Genomic DNA, 21,954 nt, shown 5'->3' with positions numbered 1-21,954 from the left:
TCGCGCAGCAGCGTAGTCAGTGTGCGCTGCTGCGCGAGAACAGGTTGATCACCAGCACGCCGGCGCAGATCAGGCCGATGCCGATCAACGCCGGTGCATCCAGGCGCTGTTTGAACACGATCAGCCCGATCAGCGAGATCAGCACGATGCCGACGCCGGACCAGATGGCATAGGCGATGCCGGTCGGCACCGACTTCATGGTGACCGACAGCAGGTAGAAGCACAGCCCATATCCGACCAGCGCGCCCAGCGTCGGCGCCAGCCGGGTCATGCCGTCGGACGCCTTCAGCAGGGACGTGGCAATCACTTCCAGCACGATGGCGGCGGCAAGGTAGAGGTAGGGATTCATTGCGGGCTCCAGCTCACTGCGGGTCGCACAGTTTCAGGGCCTGCTCGACCATGGCCAGTGCATTGAGGCGTTCTTCTTCATCCAACGGACGACCGTAGGCGGTTGCCCAATAGCCGTCGGCCACGCAGCGCGCCGCATACAGGCGGGGATCGGAGGCCTCATCCGGGAATTCGGCCAGCATGCGTCGCAGCCATGCACCCCATTGGGCAAGCAGGGCAGGTTCGAGCATGTTGCCCAGGGTCAGGCCGATGTCGTTGACCCGCTCCTGCTGCAGCAGGTGATCGAAGTTGGCGCGCACGTAGGCGCGGCTGAAGCAGGCGTAGCGCTCGCTGCCTTCCATCAGGCTGCGCACCTGCGCTTCGAAGTCGCCGATGAGTGTGGCGATGGCTTCATCGACCAGCACCTGCTTGCTGCTGAAATGGTGGAACAGCGCGCCTTTGCTGACCCCGGCCGCGCGCGCGACATCCTGTACGGTCAGTGCCGCCAGTCCATGCTGGCCGATCACTGTGATGGTGGCCTGCAGCAGTGACTGGCGCACGCTGTCGGGCGCCTTGCGGCGCGAACGGGAAGGGGATGCGGACATGGGCGGGAAGAAACCGACTGGACGGTACGATTGTAGCGCAGGCGTGCCGCCGCGCCGTGGCTGCCGACCCGGGCCGGCAGCATGGATTCAACCGTCGATGCGTGCGAAGCGTGGCTGTGGGCCGTGCTCGCCGGGCACCTGTTCGATGAACATCGGGTAGGGGCGTACCCACAGGCCGCCTTCGCCATACAGGGCGCGATACAGAACCAGCGGTTCGAGGGTCTCGCTGCTGCGGACGACGTCGATTACTTCGTACTCGCCGCCCTTGAAGTGGCGATATCGGCCACGGGCGAGGTCGGGCAGGGGACTCAGCTCAGCCACGACGGAGCGTGCTCACTTGCGCGCCGGGCTGGCCGGCTTGGCGCAGTACGCATCGATTGCCTCGGCGGTGTTGGCCAGGCCCTGTGCCTGCGCCAGTTCCCACGGGCGTTCGCAGCGCTGGCTGTGCTCGCACCACTGGTAGCCGGCCGAACCAATGCAGCCATGCGCATCGCGATCTCCCCCCACCACGGGCGTGGCCGTCGACGTCGCGTTGGCATCGGCACGTGCGGTCGCCGCCTTGTCCGGGCTGGCACAGGCGGACAGCACCAGCAGGGCGGGAATCAGAAGTAGCGCTTTCATCGGGCGGGCTCCGTGCCTAAAGCGACAGTTTGTGTCGCAAATACCCTAGCGGCAAGCGCTCAATGCACGGCGGCGCGGACCAGTTCTTCGATCAGGATCAGATAGCTGGCCACGAAATAGAACTTCAGCAACATCCAGCGCTGCTGTGAGAAGAAGGTGCGCATGTGGAAGGGGCCCCTGTTGATGACGGTAGTGTGAAGCCAGGCTGACTCCGTGACAAGGATCACGGAATGAACGGGCTAAACGGACTCAGGGATGTGATGAGGGTGGTGTTCTGACGGACAGGCGCGGGTTTTTCGTACTTATCTGATGTGACCACCCTGATGGGCTGGCTAGGGTGACGGCATCAGCAGAGGGTCAAGCGCCCCTGCGCCTTTCCCAGAAGGAGCGTCCCATGGTCATTACCGTTAAGTGCAATGCCGCGCAGTGGTCCCTGTTGGACCCGGCTGAGGGCGTCGCTGAAGCATTCAACACAGGCGCCGCAGCGTTCGATGCCGCGGTTGGCCGGGCCAGCGCCCACCACCGCCGGACCGGCCAGGGCACCACAGTGCGCGTGGAAGCGCTCGGCAACAGCGTGGATGCCGTGCATTTCGAGGCGTTGGCGATGGCCTCCGGGCCGGTTATCGGGCTGCATCCTGCGCCGGTGGCGTAACGCCAGATGGTCCCTCGCGTACTGCCTGGCTTACGAAATGGCACAGCCACGATGGATTGACCGTCTTGGCATAGACATGACCGATCTGCGCCGGCAGGGCACGATCCTGCAATACGCGCAAGGGTTGTAGAGCCAGGACGAGGATGAGCAGATCCCTGCGCAGGCAGCAGATGCGGCGCAGCAGTGGCATGCCGTCAACCTGGCCCACAGTCGGCATGCAGGGATCGATGATCAGTGCCTTGCATCGCGGGCTGGCGATCTGGGTCAGAACCTCTGCGGGCGAGCGTGCTTCGCCGAGGGCTTTGCCGCCCAGGTAGGGGAGGGCGCCGTGTATCAGTTCGCGTCGGATCCAGGGGTTTGCATCGGCGATGACGAGGGTGGGGGCCGGGGATGACCGGCTTTCGCGGGCGGCGCTGCCTGATGGGAGCGGCAAAGCATCAACAGCTTGAAGTATGCGCATGCAGGCTATGGATTGTCGGAGCCACAGCCTTTGGGCAGGAGGTCGTAATGGTGGACGTTAGTCCAGCAGCGCCATTCATGACTGTCCGAGTCCCTGATCAGCATCAGGTTCCTTCGCCATGTCCCCAGGTTGTAGCCAGCATCGAATCGCAGCAGGCAATTGATTTCCAGGTCGCCATCTGCACGAGTGCGTGTTGCGATGGTTTCACAGCGCTCACTGCTCTCAGGTAGTCCCAACTTGCGGTTGTCTGAGTCATAGAAATTCCCCTGTTCGGCCAGCCACGCCTCCGCTCCAGCCTTCCCGCCGGCCAGTTCGGCCAGGGCCGCCGCCAGCTTGGACCGGGTAGAGAACTTCTTGTATTGAGGCACTGCGATCAGCGAGAGAACCATGATGATGGCCAGGACCACCATGAGTTCGATCAGAGAGAATCCGCGCTGGTGGTGTGCGTGGTTCGATGCGCAGCCAGCCTTTGATATTTTCATTTTCATCGGTTCCTTCGTCAGGAAATCAACGTTGCATCGCGGCCGGCGCACCCAATGGGGAGACGCATGCAACTGATTGCATGCCCTGGCAATCTGTGTAGTCGCATGCGCGTGCGATCAGCCCTGGTAACCCTGGGGAAGAAGGCTCTGGTCTGGAATGTCGCTCCTGCAGAGCCAGACTCCCTGCGAGTCGCGATCCAAGGTCAGGTTGCCGGTGCCGATTACAGCGTCGCTCTTGAGCACGCAGTTGATGCTCGTAGCTCCATCCGTGACATCGCTTGTCACCCTGATCCAGGTACAGCGGGAGCTCGACTCGGGCAGGCCAATCGATGCCGACGTGGTGATCTCGCTGCCCTCGGCGAGGAGTGATTCAACGCCAACTTTTCCACCGGCGACTTCTGCGAGGGCGCCCGCCAACTTTGCCTTGGCCGCGAACCGCTGGTACTGCGGCAGGGCAACCATCCCCAGAATCCCGATGATCGCCACCACCACCATGAGCTCAATGAGGGAAAAGCCCTTCTGTCGGGATGGGCCTGCGCGTGCTGCCGGGTCGAGTACGGTGTTCATGATAATCCTCTGTGACATGGCGGTTTCCTGGGTTCGGCCACGAAAACGATCATTCGTGGTGCAGCCATAGAAAATCACGTGCGCAGCAGGGGGTATATTCAAGAACTGGTAAAGTCGAACGTGTTGAGTAACTGCACGATTGTTTTGCAAGTAATCAGAAAGTGCGCCGTAGCTCCGTGGGGCACGGCGTCGGCGCTGCATGCACGGCGGCTGTGCTTGCGGTGCATCGCCATTCGCCGGCAGGGGTTCGGCGCCACCGCACGCTGCCCTCCTGGCGCAGATCACAGGTCAGCACTGCGCGGCCGGTATCGGGGAGCGAGGCGCGCAGGCGCGCGCAGTGTGTGGTGCTGGCCGGCAGGCCCAGATGCTGGTCGGTCACGGTGAGATCGCCTTCGGCGTAACTGTTTTCCACGGCGGCGATGGCGCCGCCCAGCACACTGGCCGCGTCGCGCAGCCGGGTGTGGCTGGCATCGCTATCCAAGCGGGGCGCACACAACAGTAGTGCGTAGGTGGCTGTCAGTCCGGCGACGATGCTGACCGAAGCCCATGGCCGGTAGTGCCGTGGGCGACGTGTCGACTGGGTGGTTGATCGAGAGCGCATGGACGGCAGCTCCTGCGGTTGAGAACGGCGCGCGGCGCAACTACAGGCCGGGGCCGCTCTCCCCAGAGCAGCCCCGGCGTTCCGATCCCCTGTCTATCGTTGCCTCGCGCTACAGCGCCAGCGAACTTTCCACGTCCAGTACGATGCGCCGGGCGAGGGCAAGATTTGCCTTCTGCCGGTCCAGTACGACATAGAAGAACAGGCCCTTCTTGGCTGATACCGGGCGCAGTACGTGGTACGCCCGACCCAGCGTGATCAGCACGTCTTCGATGTCGTCGTTCAGCTTCAGCGCTTCGGCCGTTTTCATCTTGGCGCGCAGCACCTCGGTGTTTCCGGCTGCCGCCAGTTCCATGTCCACGCCTGAGCCGGCTTCACCCAGCAGCATGCCGCTTTCGAAGTCGACCAGAGCAACGGCTTGCGCACCGTTGATCTGCATGAGCGTGTCCAGGCATTTGTTGATGGCGATATTCATTTCAGTGGTCCGTTGCGGGTGTGAGGGGGTGAAGAGGCGTCTGAGTACTGAGAGGGACATGTATCAGTCCGGGGTGTTGGCCAATGCGCGCACGCACTGCTTGGCATGCCACAACACGTTGCCGATGACGCAGCTGTGATCGCATGCCGTCATCAGCAGGCGCGGTTGCTTCCCTGGAATGGCGAGCATCAGTACCTTGCCGTTGGCGGCATCGAGGATGAGTGTGTCGAGTTCACCGAAGTGCAGTTCGCGACCCAGCGCACTGGCCAGGCCGAGCATCGAGCTGGTCATCGCGGCCAGGCGATCGGCGACATGGCCCTGCGGACCGGCCTGGGCCAGTGCGAAGCCATCAGTGCTGGCAACGACGAGCGCCTGGATGCCGGTGACATCGTGTACCAGCGCGTCGAGTGCCGATGTGCGGTCGATGTCATTCATGGGGGGCCGCCATGGCATTGCATTCGATCTGGCTCATGAGCAGATCCATCGCAATGATGGCCTGCGCCATGTCGCGTGGGTCCAGCGGCAATGCCGGCAGGTGTGGCGCATGGTCCTGCAGCCAGTCCTGCCAGTGCGGCTGTACCGGATCATCGGTGCTGCCGCATCGGGTGAAGCCGATGACCACGGGCAGGCCCGGTGCGCTTTCGGCGATGGCTCTCAGGTGCCGCCCGGCCAGCGTGGTGCCCACGTTGGCGCTGCCATCGATCAGAACGATGGCACCTTCTGCACCGGCCAGCAGGATTGGCCAGATATAGGAGAAGCGTTCCTGCCCAGGCGATCCGTACAGGCGCAGGCGGTCGCCACCTGGCAGGTCGATGTCGCCATAGTCCATGGCCACGGTGGTGTATTGCTTGCCCACAGAAGGGTCGGTATTGCGGGCTTCCGTCACCACGGCCGTGCCCTGGGTCAGGGTCTGCACGAGGGTGGACTTGCCTGCGCCGAGTGGGCCCATCACTACGATCTTGTGCTCACGCACGGTCATGCACTCCAGCGGATGCGAAGTTGTCGCCACAGATTGACGAGGCCATCGGCGGGCGAGGGGCGCACGGGTGCGTCCTCGCCCACGACGGGAAAGGCATAGGCGGTGAGGAACGCTGCGTTGAAGAACGACTGCACGGATTGGCGTGGCAGATCGAGGATGTCGCAGCATGCCCGCACGGACGCACCCTGCTTGATCAGCAGCGCGCACAGCCGGAAGTGATCGGGACGATGGGCCAGGATGCGGAAGTCTGGCCAACGCCGGAGGCGCAACTTGGTGCAGTCGTGCAAGGGCGGGATCGGCACGCCGTGCCCGGCCGTGACCAGGGCAACGTTCCACAGCGTCAGGCGCAGCGGAATATTGCTGGACACCGTTGCACGCTGCACAAAAACCTCCTGTGTCACCGGTACCAGGCTCAGCCGAGGGTCTGCGTCGCCCAGTAGTCTCTGCAGCAGTGTCAGCGTGATCGGCGCGGGTGCGGTGGTCATCATCCGGTCGTTCCTCGCGTCCAGCCAGCACACGGTGGTCCCGTCATGAATGATCGCGGCATGGGCCGAACGCCGTGGCAGCGCGCCATCGCTTGTCAGGTGCAGGCGCAACTGCTGTACGAACGGCAATGCGGCAGTTGGCAATGCTGCCGGCGCCAGTGGCTCTGCTTCAAAGGGCTCTTGCAGATCCTCAAACGGTTGACGACGGAAACGGACCATGGGATGTCCAGGGCAGCGAGTGATCGGAGCTGACTTTGTAAGCGGCCCTCCTGGCTTTCTGGAATGAAACTATTGGGAAAACTGCTGTGCCATTCGTGTTTTTGATGCTCTCTGCAACTAATGGAACTGGCCGGATGTTTCTGCTGCGATGAAATCAATTGCAGTGAGTGATTATTAAGTTGACGTAACCTGGAATGATTACTAGCGTCTCCAGTGCGCACTGCGGCGTGGACTATTGACGGGTAATCAGCATGCTCACTCGAATTGCCATTGCGGATGATCATCCACTGGTCTTGCTTGGCACGCGCACCGTGATCGAGGCCGGTGGGCACCATCGCGTGGTGGCGGAGGCGCGATGTGCAGAAAGCCTGCTGGCCATCCTGGCTGAAGAACCGGTGGATCTGGTGGTGACTGATTTTTCGATGCCGGATGTCGGCCGTTCGGACGGCCAGGCGATGCTGCAGGCATTGAGTCGCAATTACCCCAAAGTGCCGGTGATCCTGGTCACGATGGTCACCAATGCCACCACGTTGAACATGGCCATGCGTACCGGTGTGCGCGGGCTGGTGTGGAAGTGCAGTTGCGTGGATGGCACCCGCAAGGCGGTCGATACCGTGTTGAGCGGGGGGATTTACCTGGACCCCCAGTTGGCGCACTGCCTGCAGGACGGTGGGCGCGAGCGATCGCTTTCGGTGTTGTCGCCCAAGGAGCTGGAAGTTCTGCGGCTGTATGTGTCGGGGCCTTCGATCACAGAGATCGCCGGGCGGCTGCGGCGCACGGTCAGTACCATCAGCCGGCAACGCATCTCGGCGATGAGGAAACTGGGCATCAGCAATGATGCCGAGCTGTTCGCCTATGCGTTCGAGGAGCGCCTGGGTAATGCCGGTGGCATGGCCAGTGGGGCAGCAAACGGGAGCCCATGAGCTCACTGCGGTCCAGTCAGGTCCGGTTGCGTTGTTTGAATGGCGAAAAACTGCCGTTGCGCCCCCCTCTGTGCGCCGGGCCGTGAATCCCGGATGCTTGCGCCATCGTATTCATCTGGAGATCTCGATGGGCAAGGCACTCACCTGGCGCACCCTGGCCTGCACCCTGTTGCCGATGCTGGCGGCTGCCGGTGGCGCTCAGGCGCAGAGCTATGGCTACGGCTATGACGACGACCGCTATGGTGGCCGCGATGGCAATGGCATCGTGCGCTGCGAGTCGATCAAGAACCGCAGCAATGAGTGCCGCCTGGACGGACGCGCGCGGTTGATCCGCCAGCTGTCCGGTTCGCCCTGTGTGGAAGGCGAAACCTGGGGCCAGTCGCGCAATGGCGTCTGGGTCACGCAGGGCTGCCGTGCCGAATTCGTGGGTGAGTACCGCCGCGGTGGCGGCTGGGGCGGCAATGGCGGCGGCTGGGGGAATGGCAATGGGTGGGGCGGCGGCGATGTCGTCACCTGCCATTCCAATGGTCATCGCCAGGAGTACTGCGATGCCCGTATCCGCCGAGGTGTACGCCTGATCCGCCAGGACTCGCGCAGCGCCTGCATCGAAGGCCAGAGCTGGGGCTGGAATCGCCGTGGCATCTGGGTCAGTGATGGCTGCCGGGCGCAGTTCCAGGTGAACTGAGCTTTTCGGGTTCAGCCCGTGAAAATCAGAATAATCTGATACAGCTCACATTTTGAACGCCGTATTGTCTGCGAACAGGGTGCCTTGCGTGCCCTGACTCCCGGCGATGTCGCGTGCCCCAGTCGGCATGGGCATCGCACCGTCATCGATACGCTGCCTCAAGGAGTGAGCTGCATGTTGATCCGCCTGCAATGCGAACAGCGCCAGTGGCGCGTGCTGCATCCGGACAGGCCGGAGCCGATCGAGTTCCGCGATGGCGCCCGTGCCTATGACTTCGCCGAGACCCTGGCCCGCCTGCACTTTGTCGACACCGGTCAGCGTGCGGCCGTGCGCGTGGAAGCCAGCGGCGCATTCGTCGAAGCGGTCAGTTACGGCTGAGCGCGGGTGCCTGCCGAGGCACGCCGCCAGGATTCCGCCCTCCACGCATGGCGGGGATCTACCCGCTTTCGCCGTCGAAGGTGCGGTCCCGCACCTTCCCCCTCATTTGTGGGTCTCTGATCGGTCTCAGCCCGCTGCACTCAGCGGCGGGGTACCTGCCGCCAGCTGCGGCCAGCGCTTGAGTACAGCGGCGCGGATGCCTGCCGCGTCGATGCCGGCTTCGGCCAGCAGGTCCTCGCGGCTGGCGTGGTGCTGGTAGCTGTCGGGCAGGCCCAGGTGCAGGATCGGGCGCAGCACGCCTTCGGCATTGAGCAGTTCACCGACGCCGGAACCGGCACCACCGGCCACCACGTTGTCTTCGATCGTCACCAGGCCCTCGTGCTGGTCGGCCATGGCCAGCACCAGCTCGCGGTCCAGTGGCTTGATGAAGCGCATGTTGACCACGCTCAGGCCCAGTTCGCGGCCGACCTGCTCAGCAGCGGCCACGGTGCTGCCAAAGGCGAGCAGGGCGATGCGGCTGCCCTGCAGGCGCAACTCGCCCTTGCCGATCGGCAGGGTCGACAGATCGGTACCGGCCGCAACGCCGGTGCCGGTGCCACGCGGATAGCGCACGGCGGCGGGGCCCGGATGCTGCAGGCCCGTGCTGAGCATCTGCCGGCACTCGGCTTCATTGGACGGCGCCATCACCACCAGGTTCGGCACGCAGCGCAGGAAGCTCAGGTCGAGGTTGCCGGCGTGGGTTGCGCCGTCCGGGCCGACCACGCCGGCGCGATCGATCGCAAACAGCACGTCCAGGTCCTGGATCGCCACGTCATGCACCAGCTGGTCGTATGCGCGCTGCAGGAAGGTGGAATAGATCGCCACCACTGGCTTGCCGCCCTGGGTGGCCATGCCGGCGGCGAGGGTGACCGCGTGCTGCTCGGCGATCGCCACGTCGAAATAACGCTGCGGGTACTCCTTGCTGAAGCGCACCAGGCCGGAGCCTTCGCGCATCGCCGGGGTGATGCCGTACAGGCGCGGCTCGGCGGCGGCGGCATCGCACAGCCAGTCGCTGAATACGTCGGTATAGGTCGGCTTCTTGGCCCCGGCCTTGGCCACCAGGCCCTTGTCCGGATCGAACGGGCCCACGGCGTGGTAACCGATCTGGTCGCCTTCGGCCGGCTCGTAGCCCTTGCCCTTGGTGGTCATGACGTGCAGCAGCTTCGGGCCCTTGGAGGCGCGCAGCGTCTTCAGCGTGGACAGCAGGGCAGGCATGTCGTGGCCGTCGATCGGGCCGGTGTAGTGGAAGCCCATTTCCTCGAACATCGTGGAGGGCACGAACATGCCCTTCCAGTGCTCTTCCCAGCGCTTCACGAAGCGCGCCGGGTTGTTCTTCTTGTCACCCAGGATCTTCTTGCCGCCTTCGCGCAGTGCGTTGAGCGTGCGGCTGCCGGTGGCGCGTCCCAGCATCTTGGTCAGGCCACCCACCGCCTCGGAGATCGACATGTTGTTGTCGTTGAGGATCACCAGCAGGTTCGGCTCCGGCTCCATGCCGCCGGCATGCATCAGCGCTTCGAACGCCATGCCGGCGGTCATCGCGCCGTCGCCGATCACCGCCACGACCTTGCGGTCGTCGCCTTCGGACTGGCGGGCGATGGCCATGCCGAGTGCGGCCGAAATCGAGGTCGAGGAGTGGCCGACGCCGAACGTGTCGTACTCGCTTTCCTCGCGCTTCGGGAAGGGCGCGACGCCGTCCTTCTGCTTGACGGTGTGGATCTCGTCGCGGCGGCCGGTGAGGATCTTGTGCGGGTAGGTCTGATGACCGACGTCCCAGACCAGCTGGTCGATCGGCGTCTGGTACAGGTAGTGCAGGGCCACGGTGAGTTCGATCACGCCCAGGCCGGCGGCAAAGTGTCCGCCGCTCTTGCCCACCGATTCAATGAGGTAGGCGCGCAGTTCGTCGGCAACCGCCCTCAATTCGGATTCGTCGAACGTGCGCAGGTCATCCGGCGTCTGGATGCGCGCGAGGCGGGGATAGCGGGCAGAGTCGATCATCATGTTCGCACTTTTTCTGAACGCCCATTTTCGCCCTCAAACGGGGGTGGGGCAAGCAAACGCCGCCGTCCGTGACAGGACGGTGAGGGTTGCATTTCCGGGCGTTCAGGTGCTCAGTTTCGACCGCTTGGGCAATTGCGCCTTCAGGAAGGCCATCTGGTCGGCCAGGATGTTGCGGTTGGACAGGATCAGGTGCTCGATCCAGCTGGGCCGGTAGGGCACCGCCAGCAGGGGCATGCCGGCCTGCTGCGGGGTGCGGTCGCTCTTGCGCGAGTTGCAGTGGAAGCAGGCGGTGACCACGTTTTCCCAGCAGTCCAGGCCGCCCTTGGACAGCGGCATGACATGGTCGCGGGTGAGCGTGGGGCGGTTGAACTGCTGGCCGCAGTACATGCACAGATGGGCGTCGCGGGCGAACAGGGCCTGGTTGGTCAGGTTCGGCGTCGGGTCGATCGCGCGGGAGCGGGCGTGGCCGCGAGCGGCGATGATGGGGTGCAGGTCCATGCCGCTCTGCAGGCCGCTGAAGCGGTTGGTGCCGCCATGGATGTGCAGGCAGGGATCGCCCAGCGTCCAGGCCACGGCTTCACGGGCGTAGAGGCAGGCCGCATCCTGCCAGGTGATCCAGTCCAGTACGCGTCCGTGGGCATCAAGCGAGAGCAGCCGGACCGAACCGGGGCGATGCAGCGTCGTGGCGTTGGGCGATGCTTCGGCGCCCGGAGCAGAAAACGGAGCTCCGGCTTCGATCAGACCCAAGCATGTAGTGTCTGTCTCCATCGGGAGAACAGCTTATACCTGAATGTTGACGATTTGTGTATCGCCTGTCGGCGACACGCAAATCGTCAACATTCAGGTCCGCGCATTCGGCATCCCAGCCCGCAGTAGGCGGGTTGGAATGCCCGCGCATTTCTCCTATCCCCTGCGCCGTCGGCGCGCCCCCCTTAACAAAGGGGGGCTTTTCTCCAGATGGATTTCGGTGGTTTTCATCCACGCATGGCGTGGATCTACCGTGTCGACCAAGGTCGACACCTACCAGCAGCAGAAATCTGTCGAAGGCGGGGTGGGTCCGGTTGCGGGGGCGTGAGCCGCATGGGCTCGAGGCATGCCTCGGGCGGGTTGGGCAGGACGCCCAACCCCGGCCCTGCCGTGTGCGCAGGACAGCGCACACGAGCAAGCGGCGATCGAGGCTACAAGGACGTACTTGCGCCGTCCCCCGCAATCGGACCCGTCCTGCCATCCCGCAGGAAGCCAGCTGTTGCTGTTGCTTTAGCTCCAGCCTTGGCTTCTGCGGGGGCCGGGCGGCAGCCCGGCTCAGGCGCCGAAGCGCTCGTCGTCCATGGCCATCAGCGGGGCGGCGCCGGCCTGGATCGCGGCGGCGTGGCTGAGGGTGCGCGGCAGCACGCGGGCGAAGTAGAACCGTGCGGTCTCACGCTTGCCCTGGGCGAAGGCCGCGCCGTGTGCGCTGGCATCGGCGGCGGCCACGCTGCGGGCCCACCAGTAGGCCAGCACCACGTAACCCGAATAGAACAGGTAGTCGTAGCTGGCTGCGCCCAGTTCGTCGGGGTTGGCGGCCGCGCGCTGCAGCACGTCCAGGGTCAGCTTGCCCCATTCGGCGGCCTTGGCGCGCAGCGGGCCGATGAATTCGGCGAGCGCTTCGTTGCCCTCGTGTTCCTTGGCGAAGGCCTCGATCTCGGCCAGCATCAGCTTCAGGCCGGCGCCCTGGCTCGACGCGGTCTTGCGGCCGATCAGGTCCAGCGCCTGGACGCCGGTGGTGCCTTCATACAGCGTGGTGATGCGGGCATCGCGGGCCAGCTGTTCCATGCCGTGTTCGCGGATGTAGCCGTGGCCGCCGAAGCACTGCAGGGCGTTGTAGGTGTTCTCGATGCCCCATTCGGTCTGGCAGGCCTTGGAGATCGGGGTCAGGAAGCTCACCAGGGTGTCGGCGCGCTCGCGCTCGGCGGCATCCTCGGCATGGTGGGCGACGTCGATCAGGGTGGCGGCGTGCAGGGCCAGCAGGCGGCTGCCTTCGACCAGCGACTTCACCGTCAGCAGCATGCGGCGCACGTCCGGATGGACCAGGATCGGGTCGGCCGGCTTGTCCGGGAACTTGGCGCCGCTCAGGGCGCGCGACTGCAGGCGCTCACGGCTGTACTTCAGCGCGTTCTGGTAAGCGCGCTCGGACAGGCCGATGCCCTGCAGGCCAACACCCAGGCGCGCGGTGTTCATCATGGTGAACATCGCCTGCAGGCCCTTGTGCGGCTGGCCGACGAGGTAGCCCTGCGCACCATCGAAGTTCATCACGCAGGTGACCGAACCCTTGATGCCCATCTTGTGCTCGATCGAGCCACAGCGCAGTGCGTTGCGCTCGCCGATGTTGCCGTCGCGGTCGACCTTGAACTTGGGGGTGACGAACAGCGAGATGCCCTTGGCGCCCGGAGGGGCGTCGGGCAGCTTGGCCAGCACCAGGTGCACGATGTTGCCGGTCAGATCATGCTCGCCGGCGGTGATGAAGATCTTGGTACCGGTGATCGAGTAGCTGCCATCGGCATTCGGTTCGGCCTTGGTCTTGAGCAGGCCCAGGTCGGTGCCGCAGTGCGGTTCGGTCAGGCACATGGTGCCGGTCCAGCGGCCCTCGATCAGCGGCTTGAGGAAGGCCTCGTGCTGCCAGGCCTCACCGTGCTGCTTCAGCGCTTCGATGGCGCCGTGCGAGAGCAGCGGGAAGTTGCCCCACGCCAGGTTGGCGGCGTTGATCATTTCGTTCAGCGGCACGCCCAGGGTGTGCGGCAGGCCCTGGCCACCCAGCTCCGGCGACGCAGTCAGGCCGGTCCAGCCGCCTTCGACGAACTGGTCGTAGGCCTGCTTGAAGCCGGGCGGAGTGGTCACTTCACCGGTGGCCTGGTCGAGCACGCAGCCGATCTCGTCGCCGACGCTGTTGAGCGGGGCCAGCACGCTGGCGCTGAAGCGGCCGGCTTCTTCCAGCACGGCATCGACCACGTCGGCGGTGGCGTCGGTGAAGCCCAGGCGGGCGAACAGGGGTTCGACCTTGAGCACGTCGTGCAGGGCGAAACGGAGGTCGGAAAGCGGGGCGGTGTAGCTGCTCATCGGTACGTCTCGATTTGATCAGGGCAGGGGAGAGCGGCGCCGGGCGCCGCGACGAAAGGCGGGTTCAGCGCAGCACGCCGGGCAGGCCGGGAGCCTGGTTGAGGGTGCTGCGGCTGCTGATGTCGAAGCTGCGCTGTTTCTTTTCCTGCGGCGTGGCCGCCACCGTTCCCTTCAGGCCATAGGCCAGGGTGCGGTTGCTGGCCAGCGCGTCGGCCACCACCAGGCGCGCGGCCGAGCTGGGCACGAGGTCGACATTGATGACGTCGGCGGAGGTGCCGCCGATGGAGATGCCGGGCTTGGCCAGCAGGGTGCCGGCTTCGTTGTCGCCGACGGTCAGCGCCAGCGAGACGTCATCGAAGGTCATCGGCATCGAGCTGAAGTTCTGCAGGCGCAGGGCCACGGTCCAGTTGCCATCGGCACGCACGGTCAGCTGCTGCAGGCTGGCCGCCGGTTCCGAAACACGCTTGACGATGCCGTTGTTGCAGGCAACAAGGGCGAGGGTGCACAGGACGATCAAGGCGGTACGGAAACGGTGGAGCATGGGCGCAAGTCCTCTGGAGGGGGTGCGTTGGCGTAAGCATACTACGGCGTATGGTTTTATGGATCGCCTGTGGCGACCCGTCACAGAGGGTAGCGCGTGAAGATGGCGGCCGGGCGTGCGCAACGCTGGATCGGGCACGCGGGATGCGCCCGATGCGGAGCAGTTCAGTCGGCGGGCGTATCGCGCAATGGTGCCATCAGCCGCAGCGGGCCGAGGTCGTAGCCCATGGCCTCGGCCTTTTCTTTCAATTGTTCGAACCGGGCGCGATCCATTTCCGGCAGCCGCGAGAGGATCCACAGGTACTTGCGGTCGGGCTCGCCAACCAGCGCCCACTGATAGTCCGGGTCCAGCGCCAGTACCCAGTAGTCGGCCCAGACTAGGGGGACCCAGCTCAGCCAGTCGGGCACGAAGCGCACCTGCAGTTGCCCCTGGTGACCGGCCACCGGACGGGCGACCCCTTCGGCGACCACGCGTTCGCCCTCGCCATTGCGGCAGGCATTGGTGACACTGATGCGGCCGTCGCGGCGCAGCCCGTAGTTGGCGGTGATCTCGCCGACACACTGCTTCTGGAACGACACCGGCAGGTGCGCGATCTCATGCCATTGGCCGGCGTAGCGATCGATGTCCAGGTGGTCGACCGCGCGCACCGGCTCGGCGGCGATCACCGGCAGGGTGGCCAGCAGCAGGCAGGCGAGCAGGGCGGGGCGCAGATGCATCGGCAGACTCCAGGCAGGAGTCTGGAGCGTAGGTGCCGCCGCGCATGCCGGTGTAAATGTTTCGTCAACCGGGCGAAGACGGCCGGTGCGTTGCCCACCACTTGCCCCGAGCGCGGGGCATGGACAAAAAAAGACCTGCATCTCTGCAGGTCTCGAAAGATGGTGGCCGAAGACGGAATCGAACCGCCGACACGGGGATTTTCAATCCCCTGCTCTACCAACTGAGCTACTCGGCCAGATTGTGTGGCAACCGCAATCAATCGCGGCTCCCGGAAAAAAAGACCTGCATTTCTGCAGGTCCTCAAAACGTGGTGGCCGAGGACGGAATCGAACCGCCGACACGGGGATTTTCAATCCCCTGCTCTACCAACTGAGCTACTCGGCCACGTGTTTCGTTGCAGCGAGGTCGCTGCCAAGGACGCGCATATTACGGAGGTCAGCCGCCTACGGCAAGCATTTTGGCAAAAAACCTTCACATTGCCGTCTGCGTGCTCCCAAGTGCTTGATCCTCCGTTGTGGGGCAGGACGTGGCCAATCGATCATCGTCTGCGGTGGAAATCAGCGGGTTGCCGCAAGCGCCAATGCTGCAAGGGCAAGGGCTGTGCCGGACCCGCGCGGGTCCGGGCAATGGAACGCTGTTTTCGTGGCCGCCATCGGGGATCGCTGCGGCGTAGTGTCGGCACTCCTTTCCTGATGCTGGCAACAGCAGAGATCTGGCCATGTCCGATTCCTCGACCACCACCCGCATCGTGCTCGCCTCGCGTCCGCAGGGGGCGCCGAGTGCGGCCAACTTCCGTCTGGAACAGGCTGCGTTGCCGGCACCGGCTGAAGGCGAGGTGCTGCTGCGCAACCGCTACCTGTCGCTGGACCCGTACATGCGGGGACGCATGGACGAGGGCCCCTCGTATGCCGCGCCGGTGGCGGTGGGGGCGGTGATGGAAGGCCAGACCGTGGCCGAAGTGTTGCGGTCCAACGCCGAAGGCGTGGCGATGGGAGACCTGCTGCTGGCGCCGGGCGGTTGGCAGACTCACGCGGTGCTGCCGGCCAAGTCACTGGGGCGCCGTCTGGATCCGGCCGGACTGCCGCTGAGCACGGCATTGGGGGTGTATGGCATGCCGGGTTTCACCGCTTATTCGAGCCTGCATGAAATCGCCCGTTTGAAGCCGGGTGAGACGCTGGTAGTGGCCGCCGCCACCGGGCCGGTCGGCGCGACGGTGGCGCAGCTGGCCAAACTGCAGGGCGCGCGCGTGGTCGCCATCGCCGGTGGTGAGACCAAGCGTGCCTATCTGCAGACGCTGGGGGTGGACGTGGCGCTGGATCATCGCGCGGCTGATTTTGCCGCGCAGCTGCGCGCAGCGGTGCCTGCGGGCATCGATGTGTACTTCGAGAATGTCGGTGGCCATGTGCTGGATGCGGCGCTGCCGCTGCTCAACGACTTCGCCCGGATTCCAGTGTGCGGCACCATCGCCACCTACAACGAGCGGGGCGTCGAGCAGCCCGGTCCGGACCGGTTGCCCGCACTGTTCAGCCAGATCCTGCGCCAGCGCCTGACCGTGCGCGGTTTCATCGTGCACGACTTCAACCACCTGTGGCCGGAGTTCGAACGCGAGATGCCGCAGTGGCTGCGCGACGGCCGCATCCAGTACCGCGAGGATGTGGTTGAAGGGCTGGAGAAGGCGCCGGAGGCGTTCTTCGGGCTGTTGCAGGGGCGCAACTTCGGCAAGCTGGTGGTGAAGCTGGATTGAGCGTTCGCCGGGCAGGGCCCGATGCCGCAGTAGGGCGTGCTGACCAAGGTCGGCACCCACTTCAGGCAGTCGAGGCCTTTTCCCGGCGCAGCAGTTCGCGCTTGCGCGCCACGCCCCAGGCGTAACCGGACAGGTCGCCGTCGCGGCGCACCACGCGGTGGCAGGGCACTGCCACCGCCAGCGGGTTGCTTGCACAGGCGCGTGCGACCGCGCGGCTCGATCGCGGCGCGCCGATACGAGCGGCGATATCTGCATAGGAGGCAGTCTGCCCGCGCGGGATCTGCTGCAGCGCCTGCCATACCCGCTGCTGGAACGCGGTGCCGCGGATGTCCAGCGGCAACGTGGTGCCCCGCGTGGGATCCTCGACCAGGCCCACGACCTGGGCTACCAGTTGTTCATAGCCGCTGTCGGCGCCGACCAGTTCGGCCTGGCGGAAGCGTTGCTGCAGTGACTGCAGCAGCGTCTCCGGATCATCGCCGAGCAGGATGGCGACCACGCCGGTACCGCTGCTGGCCACCAGCACGCTGCCCAACGAGCATTCGGCGATGGCGAAGTGGATGACCTCGCCGCGACCGCCGGCGCGCCACTGCTTCGGCGTCATGCCCAGCAGCCGTGGCGCGTTCTCGTAGAAGCGCCCGCTGGAACCGAAGCCGGCATCGTGGAAGGCATCGGTGATGCGCTCCTGGTGTTCCAGGCCGGTGCGCAGGCGGTCGGCGCGAAGCGCGGCGGCGTACTGCTTGGGGGTCAGCCCGGTGGCCTGCTTGAACAGGCGATGCAGGCGCGTCGGGCTGCAGCCGGCGATGTCGGCCAGTTCCCGCAACGAGGGCTCGTCGAGGCTGGCCTGCAGATGGCGGCAGACCCGTTCGACACGGGCATCGAGGGCGGTGGTGACGGTGCTGTCCATGGGCGGATTCTGGCACGTGCCGGTGCTGCGGAAACTCCGTTTCCTGCACTCATCCGTGAGGCCCGGAAACGGAGTGTTGACAGGCCGAAGGCGCGGCATCGTGGCGGCCACTCCACAACCGGTACCACCCTCATGCGCCTGAACAACAAGATCGCCCTCATCACCGGTGCCAGCGCTGGCATTGGCCGCGCCAGCGCGCTGCGGTTCGCCGCCGAAGGGGCGAAACTGGTGCTCAACGCGCGGCGACTGCAACCGCTGCAGGCGCTGGCCGAGCAGATTCGCGCTGCCGGTGGCGAAGCCGTGGTGCATGCCGCCGACGTGGCCGACCCGAGCACGGCGCAGGCGCTGGTCGATCTGGCCCAGCAGTCCTTCGGCGGCCTGGATATCGCCCTCAACAATGCCGGCATGCTCGGTCCTGGTGTACCGGCAGCGGAGTTCCCGGTGGAGGCCTGGCGCGAGGTAATGGCCACCAATCTGGATGCCGCCTTCCATGCCGCACGCGCCCAGTTGCCGGCATTGCTGGCACGCGGCGGTGGCTCGCTGGTGTTCGTCGGCACCTTCGTCGGCCATACCGTGGGCTTCCCGGGCATGGCGGCCTATGCGTCGAGCAAGGCCGGGCTGATCGGCCTGAGCCAGGTGATCGCTGCCGAGTACGGGGCGCGCGGCGTGCGCAGCAACGTGCTGATGCCCGGGGGCACCGATACCGAGATGGGCCGGCAGGCCGCGCCCAGCGGGGATGCGCGTGACTTCGTGCGCTCGCTGCACGCGCTCAAGCGCCTCGCCGAGCCGGAAGAGATCGCCAATGCGGCGTTGTTCCTGGCCAGCGATGAAAGCAGTTTCGTTACCGGCAGCGCGATGCGTGTTGAAGGCGGGGTGTCGATCACGCGGACCTGAGCGCGGTCAGCGGCGTGGCGAGTAGCGGATGCCGCTGCTGGCCATGAAGCCCTTCGGATCGAAACGGGCCCAGGCTTCGCCCCAGTCGAACCGGGCGTAGCCGCCGCTCAGCTTGCGACCCAGCGCCGCACCCAGCGTGCGGCGCATGAAGGCGACTTCGGCATCGATCGCGGCTTGGGTCGGCCATCCGTCTTCCAGCGCTGCACCCGGCAGGCCGACGCCCATCGCCACCATGTCGAGCTGTTGCCCGTGGAAGCACAGGCTGATGCCAGCGGGCGCACCGCCCAGGCTGAGCCGATGCAGGCTGAGCCAGACGTAGCCGGTGCCGACATCGCGCTCGCCATGCATCAGTGTGGCGAAGGCGATGCGCGCCTCATCCAGCGAGAGCGTGGGGCAGATCGGGCTTGGCAGATTGCCGAGCTGGATGCTGCCGTCGGTCGGATTGAAGTTCATGGGCACGGCGTGCGCCGCGCGCTGGGCTGGAGAGGGCATGGATGCACCCGGAATTCGTGTCGCATCGGATTCTGGGCGGGTGTGGACCGCCGCAGCAAGCCGGTTTGTACACAGATTGTTGCCGCGGGACTGACCTATGGATTACCCGCCAGCCTCTAGCGTGGAGCCCAGCGTTGGCCTGCCGCCAGCGAGGGAAATTTCAATGAACGAGCGAGACAAGGATCAGGACCCGAAGCAGGGCATCCAGGAAAGCCGCCAGGACAGGAAGCAGGACGACGTGGCCAAGCAGCGGCCGGCCAGCGCGATCAACAGGTGCGTGACGCGCATTCGCGCAGCCCGCAGCGCAAGGAGGGTGACGAGGATCCCGCTTGAGTCGTGGGTGCTGCAAAGAAAAAACCCGCAGATCGCGGAGATCTACGGGTTCTTCTGAATAGTGGTGGAGCCAAGGAGGATCGAACTCCTGACCTCGTCATTGCGAACGACGCGCTCTCCCAGCTGAGCTATGGCCCCACGGCAGGGGTTCAGTGTAGCCAAGCAGCTGCTCCTTGCCAAGCCGATCCAGGCGTTCGTGGCGGAAGACGTCGCGCGCAAGTGCACAACTGTGCCGAAACCGCTTGTTTCACCGGGCGGGGGCGCCACGCAACGAAATCGTAACAATTTGGGGGATAATGGCGGCTTGCGCAGTTTTCCTCCTATTTACCGCCCGGCTCGCGCAGGCCGCACGGACGCCTCCTCAGAGCATTCCATGCCCTCCCATTCCGATTCCCGCCGCCTGTCGGGTATGTCGTCTTCCTTTGTTTCCTTCCGCCGCCACCCGCTGGCCCTGGCCTGTGCCGGCCTGGCCCTGGCTGCCAGCTTCGGTGCCGCCGCGCAGGACAGCGCGCCGACCCCGACCGGGCTGGACACGATCACCGTGACCGCCGAGCACCGCGAGCAGAACCTGCAGGAAGTGCCGGTCTCGGTGGGCGTGGTGCAGGGCGAGCGCATGCGCGACTTCACCGCCGGCGGCGACGACACCCTGCTGGCGCTGTCCGGCCGCGTGCCGAGCCTGTACGCGGAAACCACCACTGGCCGCATCTTCCCGCGCTTCTACATCCGCGGCCTGGGCAACATCGACTTCTACCTGGGTGCGTCGCAGCCGGTGTCGATCATCCAGGACGACGTGGTGCTGGAACATGTGGTGCTGAAGTCCAACCCGGTCTATGACGTGGACCAGGTGGAAGTGCTGCGCGGCCCGCAGGGCTCGCTGTTCGGCCGCAACACCACTGCGGGCATCGTCAAGTTCGACACGCTGAAGCCGACCCAGGACTACACCGGCCGCGTCAGCGCCAGCTACGCGACCTACAACAGTGTGTCGATCGACGGTGGCTTCGGTGGCCCGATCAACGATATCGCTTCGTTCCGCGTGTCGGCGCTGTACCAGCACCGCGACGACTACGTCGACAACACCTACAAGGGGCCGAGCGCCGACGGCACGGTCAGCCCGAAGAAGAACGCCATGGGCGGCTTCGATGACCGCAACGTGCGCGCGCAGTTGTTGTTGACCCCGAGCGACCAGTTCTCGATCCTGGCCTCGGCCCACGCCCGTGACTACGAAGGCACCTCGACCCTGTTCCTGCGCGGTGCGCTGACCAAGGGCTCGAACAAGACCGACGTGCCGCGCGACCAGGTCGCCTACGACGAAGCCGACAACAATCCGCAGGCCTACAAGACCTACGGTGGCTCGGTGAAGGCACGCTACGACTTCGGTGCGATCGACTTCACCTCGATCACCGCCTACGAGACCACCTCCGGCTACAGCCGTGGCGACACCGACGGCGGCGCTGCGGTGAACTTCCCGGTCAACGGCGTGCCGAATGGCTACGGCCAGTCGATGGGCCGCATCCGTGATCTGGACCAGTGGACCCAGGAATTCCGCCTGGCCAGCCATGACGACAGCGCCCTGCAGTGGCAGGCCGGTGCGTTCTACTTCAACGGCAGCGACACCACCGACTTCTACCAGCGCGCATGGTTCCTGCAGGGTGCGGCCCGCAACCCGAACAACTGGGTGCGCCTGCGCAACAAGAACACCTCGTGGGCCGGTTTCGGCCAGATCAGCTACGCCTTCACCGACAAGTTCACCGTCACTGCCGGCCTGCGCCAGACCAAGGACGAGAAGCACACCCGCCTGCTGAAGACGGCTGACACTGCCGCTGGCGTGGTCACCTACAAGGGCCGCACCGACGTCAAGATGTCCGACACCACCCCGAGCTGGGATCTGAGCGCGATGTATCAGATCACGCCGGAGGTGAGCGTCTACGCCAAGGTCGCACGCGGCTTCCGCGGCCCGACCATCCAGGGCCGTTCGGCGGTGTTCAATGCCGACTTCACCACCGCCGATTCCGAGACCATCCTGTCCTGGGAAGCGGGCGTGAAGAGCAGCCTGTGGGACAACCGCCTGCGCCTGAACGCCACCGCGTTCACCTACACCGTCAACGACATCCAGCTCAACGGCAACGATTCGGACGGCAATGGCGTGCTGTTCAACGCCGACAAGGCCAAGGCCTACGGTTTCGAAGCGGACATGGAACTGCGCCCGATCCCGAACCTGACCCTGAGCGCCGGCGTCAGCCTGCTGCACAGCGAGATCAAGGACAAGCGCGTCTACGCGCAGGTCTGCGGCCTCAACGGCCAGGTGGTGTGCACCGTGAATGACCCGACCATCAAGGTCGGTGCCAACACCTTCGCCCAGATCGACGGCAACCCGCTGCCGAACGCGCCGAAGTACAACGTCAACCTGGCCGCCCGCTACGACTTCCCGGTCAGCGACGCCGGCACCATGTTCGTCTCCACCGACTGGAACAAGCAGGGTTACACCAGCTTCGTGCTGTACGACAGCAAGGAGTTCAACTCCAAGGGTGACTTCGAGGGCGGCCTGAAGATCGGCTACTCGGGCAACTACGGTGCCTACGAAGTTGCGCTCTTCGCGCGCAACATCACCAACGAGAAGAACCTCAAGGGTGTGATCGAGAACTACATGGCCGCGGTCTACAACGAGCCGCGCACCGTCGGTGTCTCGCTGAACATGAACTGGTAATGCGCTGTCGCGATGGCGGGTTGTCCCGCCACCGCACGG

27 protein-coding genes and 3 tRNA genes are annotated in these 21,954 nt (G+C 65.2%); 8 read left to right on the top strand and 22 right to left on the bottom strand.

The annotated features are described in order from the left end of the window. Positions 1-16: 16 nt before the first annotated feature. The 4 genes from B9Y82_RS12280 to B9Y82_RS12265 all read right to left on the bottom strand — a co-directional run bounded on the left by B9Y82_RS12280 (position 17) and on the right by B9Y82_RS12265 (position 1,553). Positions 17-349 (bottom strand): SMR family transporter, encoded by a 333-nt coding sequence (locus tag B9Y82_RS12280; protein ID WP_100473447.1) that lies wholly within the window; start codon positions 347-349, stop codon positions 17-19. A 13-nt stretch (positions 350-362) separates the two neighbouring features. After that, a complete protein-coding gene (locus B9Y82_RS12275; RefSeq protein WP_100473446.1) occupies positions 363-932 on the bottom strand; it encodes a TetR/AcrR family transcriptional regulator in 570 nt (189 codons plus the stop codon). Positions 933-1,019: 87 nt separating this feature from the next. After that, complete coding sequence (locus tag B9Y82_RS12270) at positions 1,020-1,253, bottom strand: DUF1653 domain-containing protein (protein WP_100473445.1); 234 nt, start codon at positions 1,251-1,253, stop codon at positions 1,020-1,022. Positions 1,254-1,265: 12 nt separating this feature from the next. Continuing rightward, positions 1,266-1,553, bottom strand: a complete 288-nt coding sequence (locus tag B9Y82_RS12265; RefSeq protein ID WP_100473444.1) for a hypothetical protein — start codon at positions 1,551-1,553, stop codon at positions 1,266-1,268. Between the two features lie 394 nt (positions 1,554-1,947). Between B9Y82_RS12265 and B9Y82_RS12260 the strand changes: the two genes are divergently transcribed. After that, positions 1,948-2,205 carry a hypothetical protein gene (locus B9Y82_RS12260; RefSeq protein ID WP_100473443.1) on the top strand — a complete coding sequence of 86 codons (258 nt, stop codon included), beginning with the start codon at positions 1,948-1,950 and terminating at the stop codon, positions 2,203-2,205. On the opposite strand, the gene B9Y82_RS20650 is transcribed toward B9Y82_RS12260, so the two are convergent. The 8 genes from B9Y82_RS20650 to B9Y82_RS12225 all read right to left on the bottom strand — a co-directional run bounded on the left by B9Y82_RS20650 (position 2,174) and on the right by B9Y82_RS12225 (position 6,470). Beyond that, positions 2,174-2,665, bottom strand: a complete 492-nt coding sequence (locus B9Y82_RS20650) for a hypothetical protein (RefSeq protein ID WP_157804635.1) — start codon at positions 2,663-2,665, stop codon at positions 2,174-2,176. The two genes, B9Y82_RS12260 and B9Y82_RS20650, sit on opposite strands and share 32 nt — an antisense overlap. A gap of 5 nt (positions 2,666-2,670) precedes the next feature. Further along, positions 2,671-3,153, bottom strand: coding sequence for a pilin (locus B9Y82_RS12255; protein WP_100473442.1), 483 nt, complete (start codon positions 3,151-3,153; stop codon positions 2,671-2,673). A gap of 111 nt (positions 3,154-3,264) precedes the next feature. Then, a complete protein-coding gene (locus B9Y82_RS12250; RefSeq protein ID WP_100475225.1) occupies positions 3,265-3,714 on the bottom strand; it encodes a pilin in 450 nt (149 codons plus the stop codon). Positions 3,715-3,868: 154 nt separating this feature from the next. Next, complete coding sequence (locus tag B9Y82_RS12245) at positions 3,869-4,315, bottom strand: pilin (protein ID WP_100473441.1); 447 nt, start codon at positions 4,313-4,315, stop codon at positions 3,869-3,871. Between the two features lie 109 nt (positions 4,316-4,424). Further along, a complete protein-coding gene (locus tag B9Y82_RS12240; RefSeq protein WP_100473440.1) occupies positions 4,425-4,787 on the bottom strand; it encodes a hypothetical protein in 363 nt (120 codons plus the stop codon). 63 nt (positions 4,788-4,850) lie between these two features. Further along, entirely contained in the window at positions 4,851-5,222 is a 372-nt protein-coding gene (locus tag B9Y82_RS12235; RefSeq protein WP_100473439.1) for a roadblock/LC7 domain-containing protein, read from the bottom strand. Continuing rightward, the gene (locus B9Y82_RS12230) at positions 5,215-5,766 is read right to left on the bottom strand and encodes a GTP-binding protein (protein WP_100473438.1); all 552 of its coding nucleotides are present in this window, start codon (positions 5,764-5,766) and stop codon (positions 5,215-5,217) included. The genes B9Y82_RS12235 and B9Y82_RS12230 overlap by 8 nt, the downstream gene beginning before the upstream one ends. Beyond that, positions 5,763-6,470, bottom strand: coding sequence for a hypothetical protein (locus tag B9Y82_RS12225; protein ID WP_100473437.1), 708 nt, complete (start codon positions 6,468-6,470; stop codon positions 5,763-5,765). Before B9Y82_RS12225 ends, B9Y82_RS12230 begins: the two co-directional genes overlap by 4 nt. 251 nt (positions 6,471-6,721) lie before the next feature. Here B9Y82_RS12225 and B9Y82_RS12220 point away from each other — a divergent pair, with 251 nt between their 5' ends. The 3 genes from B9Y82_RS12220 (at position 6,722) to B9Y82_RS12210 (ending at position 8,456) form a co-directional block, all read left to right on the top strand. After that, positions 6,722-7,393, top strand: coding sequence for a response regulator transcription factor (locus B9Y82_RS12220; protein ID WP_100473436.1), 672 nt, complete (start codon positions 6,722-6,724; stop codon positions 7,391-7,393). 127 nt (positions 7,394-7,520) lie between these two features. Further along, a complete protein-coding gene (locus B9Y82_RS12215; RefSeq protein ID WP_100473435.1) occupies positions 7,521-8,078 on the top strand; it encodes a DUF3011 domain-containing protein in 558 nt (185 codons plus the stop codon). A 174-nt stretch (positions 8,079-8,252) separates the two neighbouring features. Further along, positions 8,253-8,456 (top strand): hypothetical protein, encoded by a 204-nt coding sequence (locus B9Y82_RS12210; protein ID WP_005417823.1) that lies wholly within the window; start codon positions 8,253-8,255, stop codon positions 8,454-8,456. 126 nt (positions 8,457-8,582) lie between these two features. On the opposite strand, the gene dxs is transcribed toward B9Y82_RS12210, so the two are convergent. The 7 genes from dxs to B9Y82_RS12175 form a co-directional block, all read right to left on the bottom strand. Then, positions 8,583-10,490 carry a 1-deoxy-D-xylulose-5-phosphate synthase gene (gene dxs / locus B9Y82_RS12205; protein WP_100475224.1) on the bottom strand — a complete coding sequence of 636 codons (1,908 nt, stop codon included), beginning with the start codon at positions 10,488-10,490 and terminating at the stop codon, positions 8,583-8,585. Between the two features lie 105 nt (positions 10,491-10,595). Continuing rightward, entirely contained in the window at positions 10,596-11,261 is a 666-nt protein-coding gene (locus tag B9Y82_RS12200) for an HNH endonuclease (RefSeq protein WP_100473434.1), read from the bottom strand. Positions 11,262-11,795: 534 nt separating this feature from the next. Next, on the bottom strand, positions 11,796-13,586 hold the full coding sequence (locus B9Y82_RS12195; protein WP_100473433.1) for an acyl-CoA dehydrogenase C-terminal domain-containing protein: 1,791 nt from the start codon (positions 13,584-13,586) through the stop codon (positions 11,796-11,798). Positions 13,587-13,650: 64 nt separating this feature from the next. Further along, the gene (locus tag B9Y82_RS12190; protein ID WP_100473432.1) at positions 13,651-14,127 is read right to left on the bottom strand and encodes an LEA type 2 family protein; all 477 of its coding nucleotides are present in this window, start codon (positions 14,125-14,127) and stop codon (positions 13,651-13,653) included. Between the two features lie 164 nt (positions 14,128-14,291). Further along, positions 14,292-14,843: a lipocalin family protein gene (locus B9Y82_RS12185; protein WP_100473431.1), complete on the bottom strand. Its 552-nt coding sequence runs from the start codon at positions 14,841-14,843 to the stop codon at positions 14,292-14,294. A 160-nt stretch (positions 14,844-15,003) separates the two neighbouring features. Beyond that, positions 15,004-15,079: transfer RNA gene (locus B9Y82_RS12180), tRNA-Phe, on the bottom strand. 73 nt (positions 15,080-15,152) lie between these two features. Then, positions 15,153-15,228: transfer RNA gene (locus tag B9Y82_RS12175), tRNA-Phe, on the bottom strand. Positions 15,229-15,562: 334 nt separating this feature from the next. Between B9Y82_RS12175 and B9Y82_RS12170 the strand changes: the two genes are divergently transcribed. Beyond that, positions 15,563-16,588: an NADP-dependent oxidoreductase gene (locus tag B9Y82_RS12170; RefSeq protein ID WP_100473430.1), complete on the top strand. Its 1,026-nt coding sequence runs from the start codon at positions 15,563-15,565 to the stop codon at positions 16,586-16,588. A 61-nt stretch (positions 16,589-16,649) separates the two neighbouring features. Here the strand turns inward: B9Y82_RS12170 and B9Y82_RS12165 are convergent, their stop codons facing one another. Next, a complete protein-coding gene (locus B9Y82_RS12165) occupies positions 16,650-17,492 on the bottom strand; it encodes a bifunctional transcriptional activator/DNA repair enzyme AdaA (RefSeq protein WP_100473429.1) in 843 nt (280 codons plus the stop codon). Positions 17,493-17,624: 132 nt separating this feature from the next. On the opposite strand from B9Y82_RS12165, the gene B9Y82_RS12160 reads away from it, so the two are divergent. Then, the gene (locus B9Y82_RS12160; RefSeq protein WP_100473428.1) at positions 17,625-18,386 is read left to right on the top strand and encodes an SDR family oxidoreductase; all 762 of its coding nucleotides are present in this window, start codon (positions 17,625-17,627) and stop codon (positions 18,384-18,386) included. Between the two features lie 6 nt (positions 18,387-18,392). On the opposite strand, the gene B9Y82_RS12155 is transcribed toward B9Y82_RS12160, so the two are convergent. Further along, positions 18,393-18,878, bottom strand: a complete 486-nt coding sequence (locus B9Y82_RS12155) for a hypothetical protein (protein ID WP_100473427.1) — start codon at positions 18,876-18,878, stop codon at positions 18,393-18,395. Positions 18,879-19,041: 163 nt separating this feature from the next. Here B9Y82_RS12155 and B9Y82_RS20730 point away from each other — a divergent pair, with 163 nt between their 5' ends. Continuing rightward, on the top strand, positions 19,042-19,269 hold the full coding sequence (locus tag B9Y82_RS20730) for a hypothetical protein (RefSeq protein ID WP_162292075.1): 228 nt from the start codon (positions 19,042-19,044) through the stop codon (positions 19,267-19,269). Positions 19,270-19,273: 4 nt separating this feature from the next. Here the strand turns inward: B9Y82_RS20730 and B9Y82_RS12150 are convergent. Beyond that, positions 19,274-19,349, bottom strand: a tRNA-Ala gene (locus tag B9Y82_RS12150). Positions 19,350-19,584: 235 nt separating this feature from the next. Here B9Y82_RS12150 and B9Y82_RS12145 point away from each other — a divergent pair. Further along, positions 19,585-21,915, top strand: a complete 2,331-nt coding sequence (locus B9Y82_RS12145; protein ID WP_100473426.1) for a TonB-dependent receptor — start codon at positions 19,585-19,587, stop codon at positions 21,913-21,915. The last annotated feature ends 39 nt before the right edge of the window (positions 21,916-21,954 follow it).

Source organism: Stenotrophomonas maltophilia (assembly GCF_002799155.1).
GTDB classification, from domain to species: Bacteria; Pseudomonadota; Gammaproteobacteria; order Xanthomonadales; family Xanthomonadaceae; genus Stenotrophomonas; species Stenotrophomonas maltophilia_R.
The sequence above is the reverse complement of the archived record's forward strand: the minus strand, read 5'-3'. Positions and strand labels throughout refer to the sequence as shown.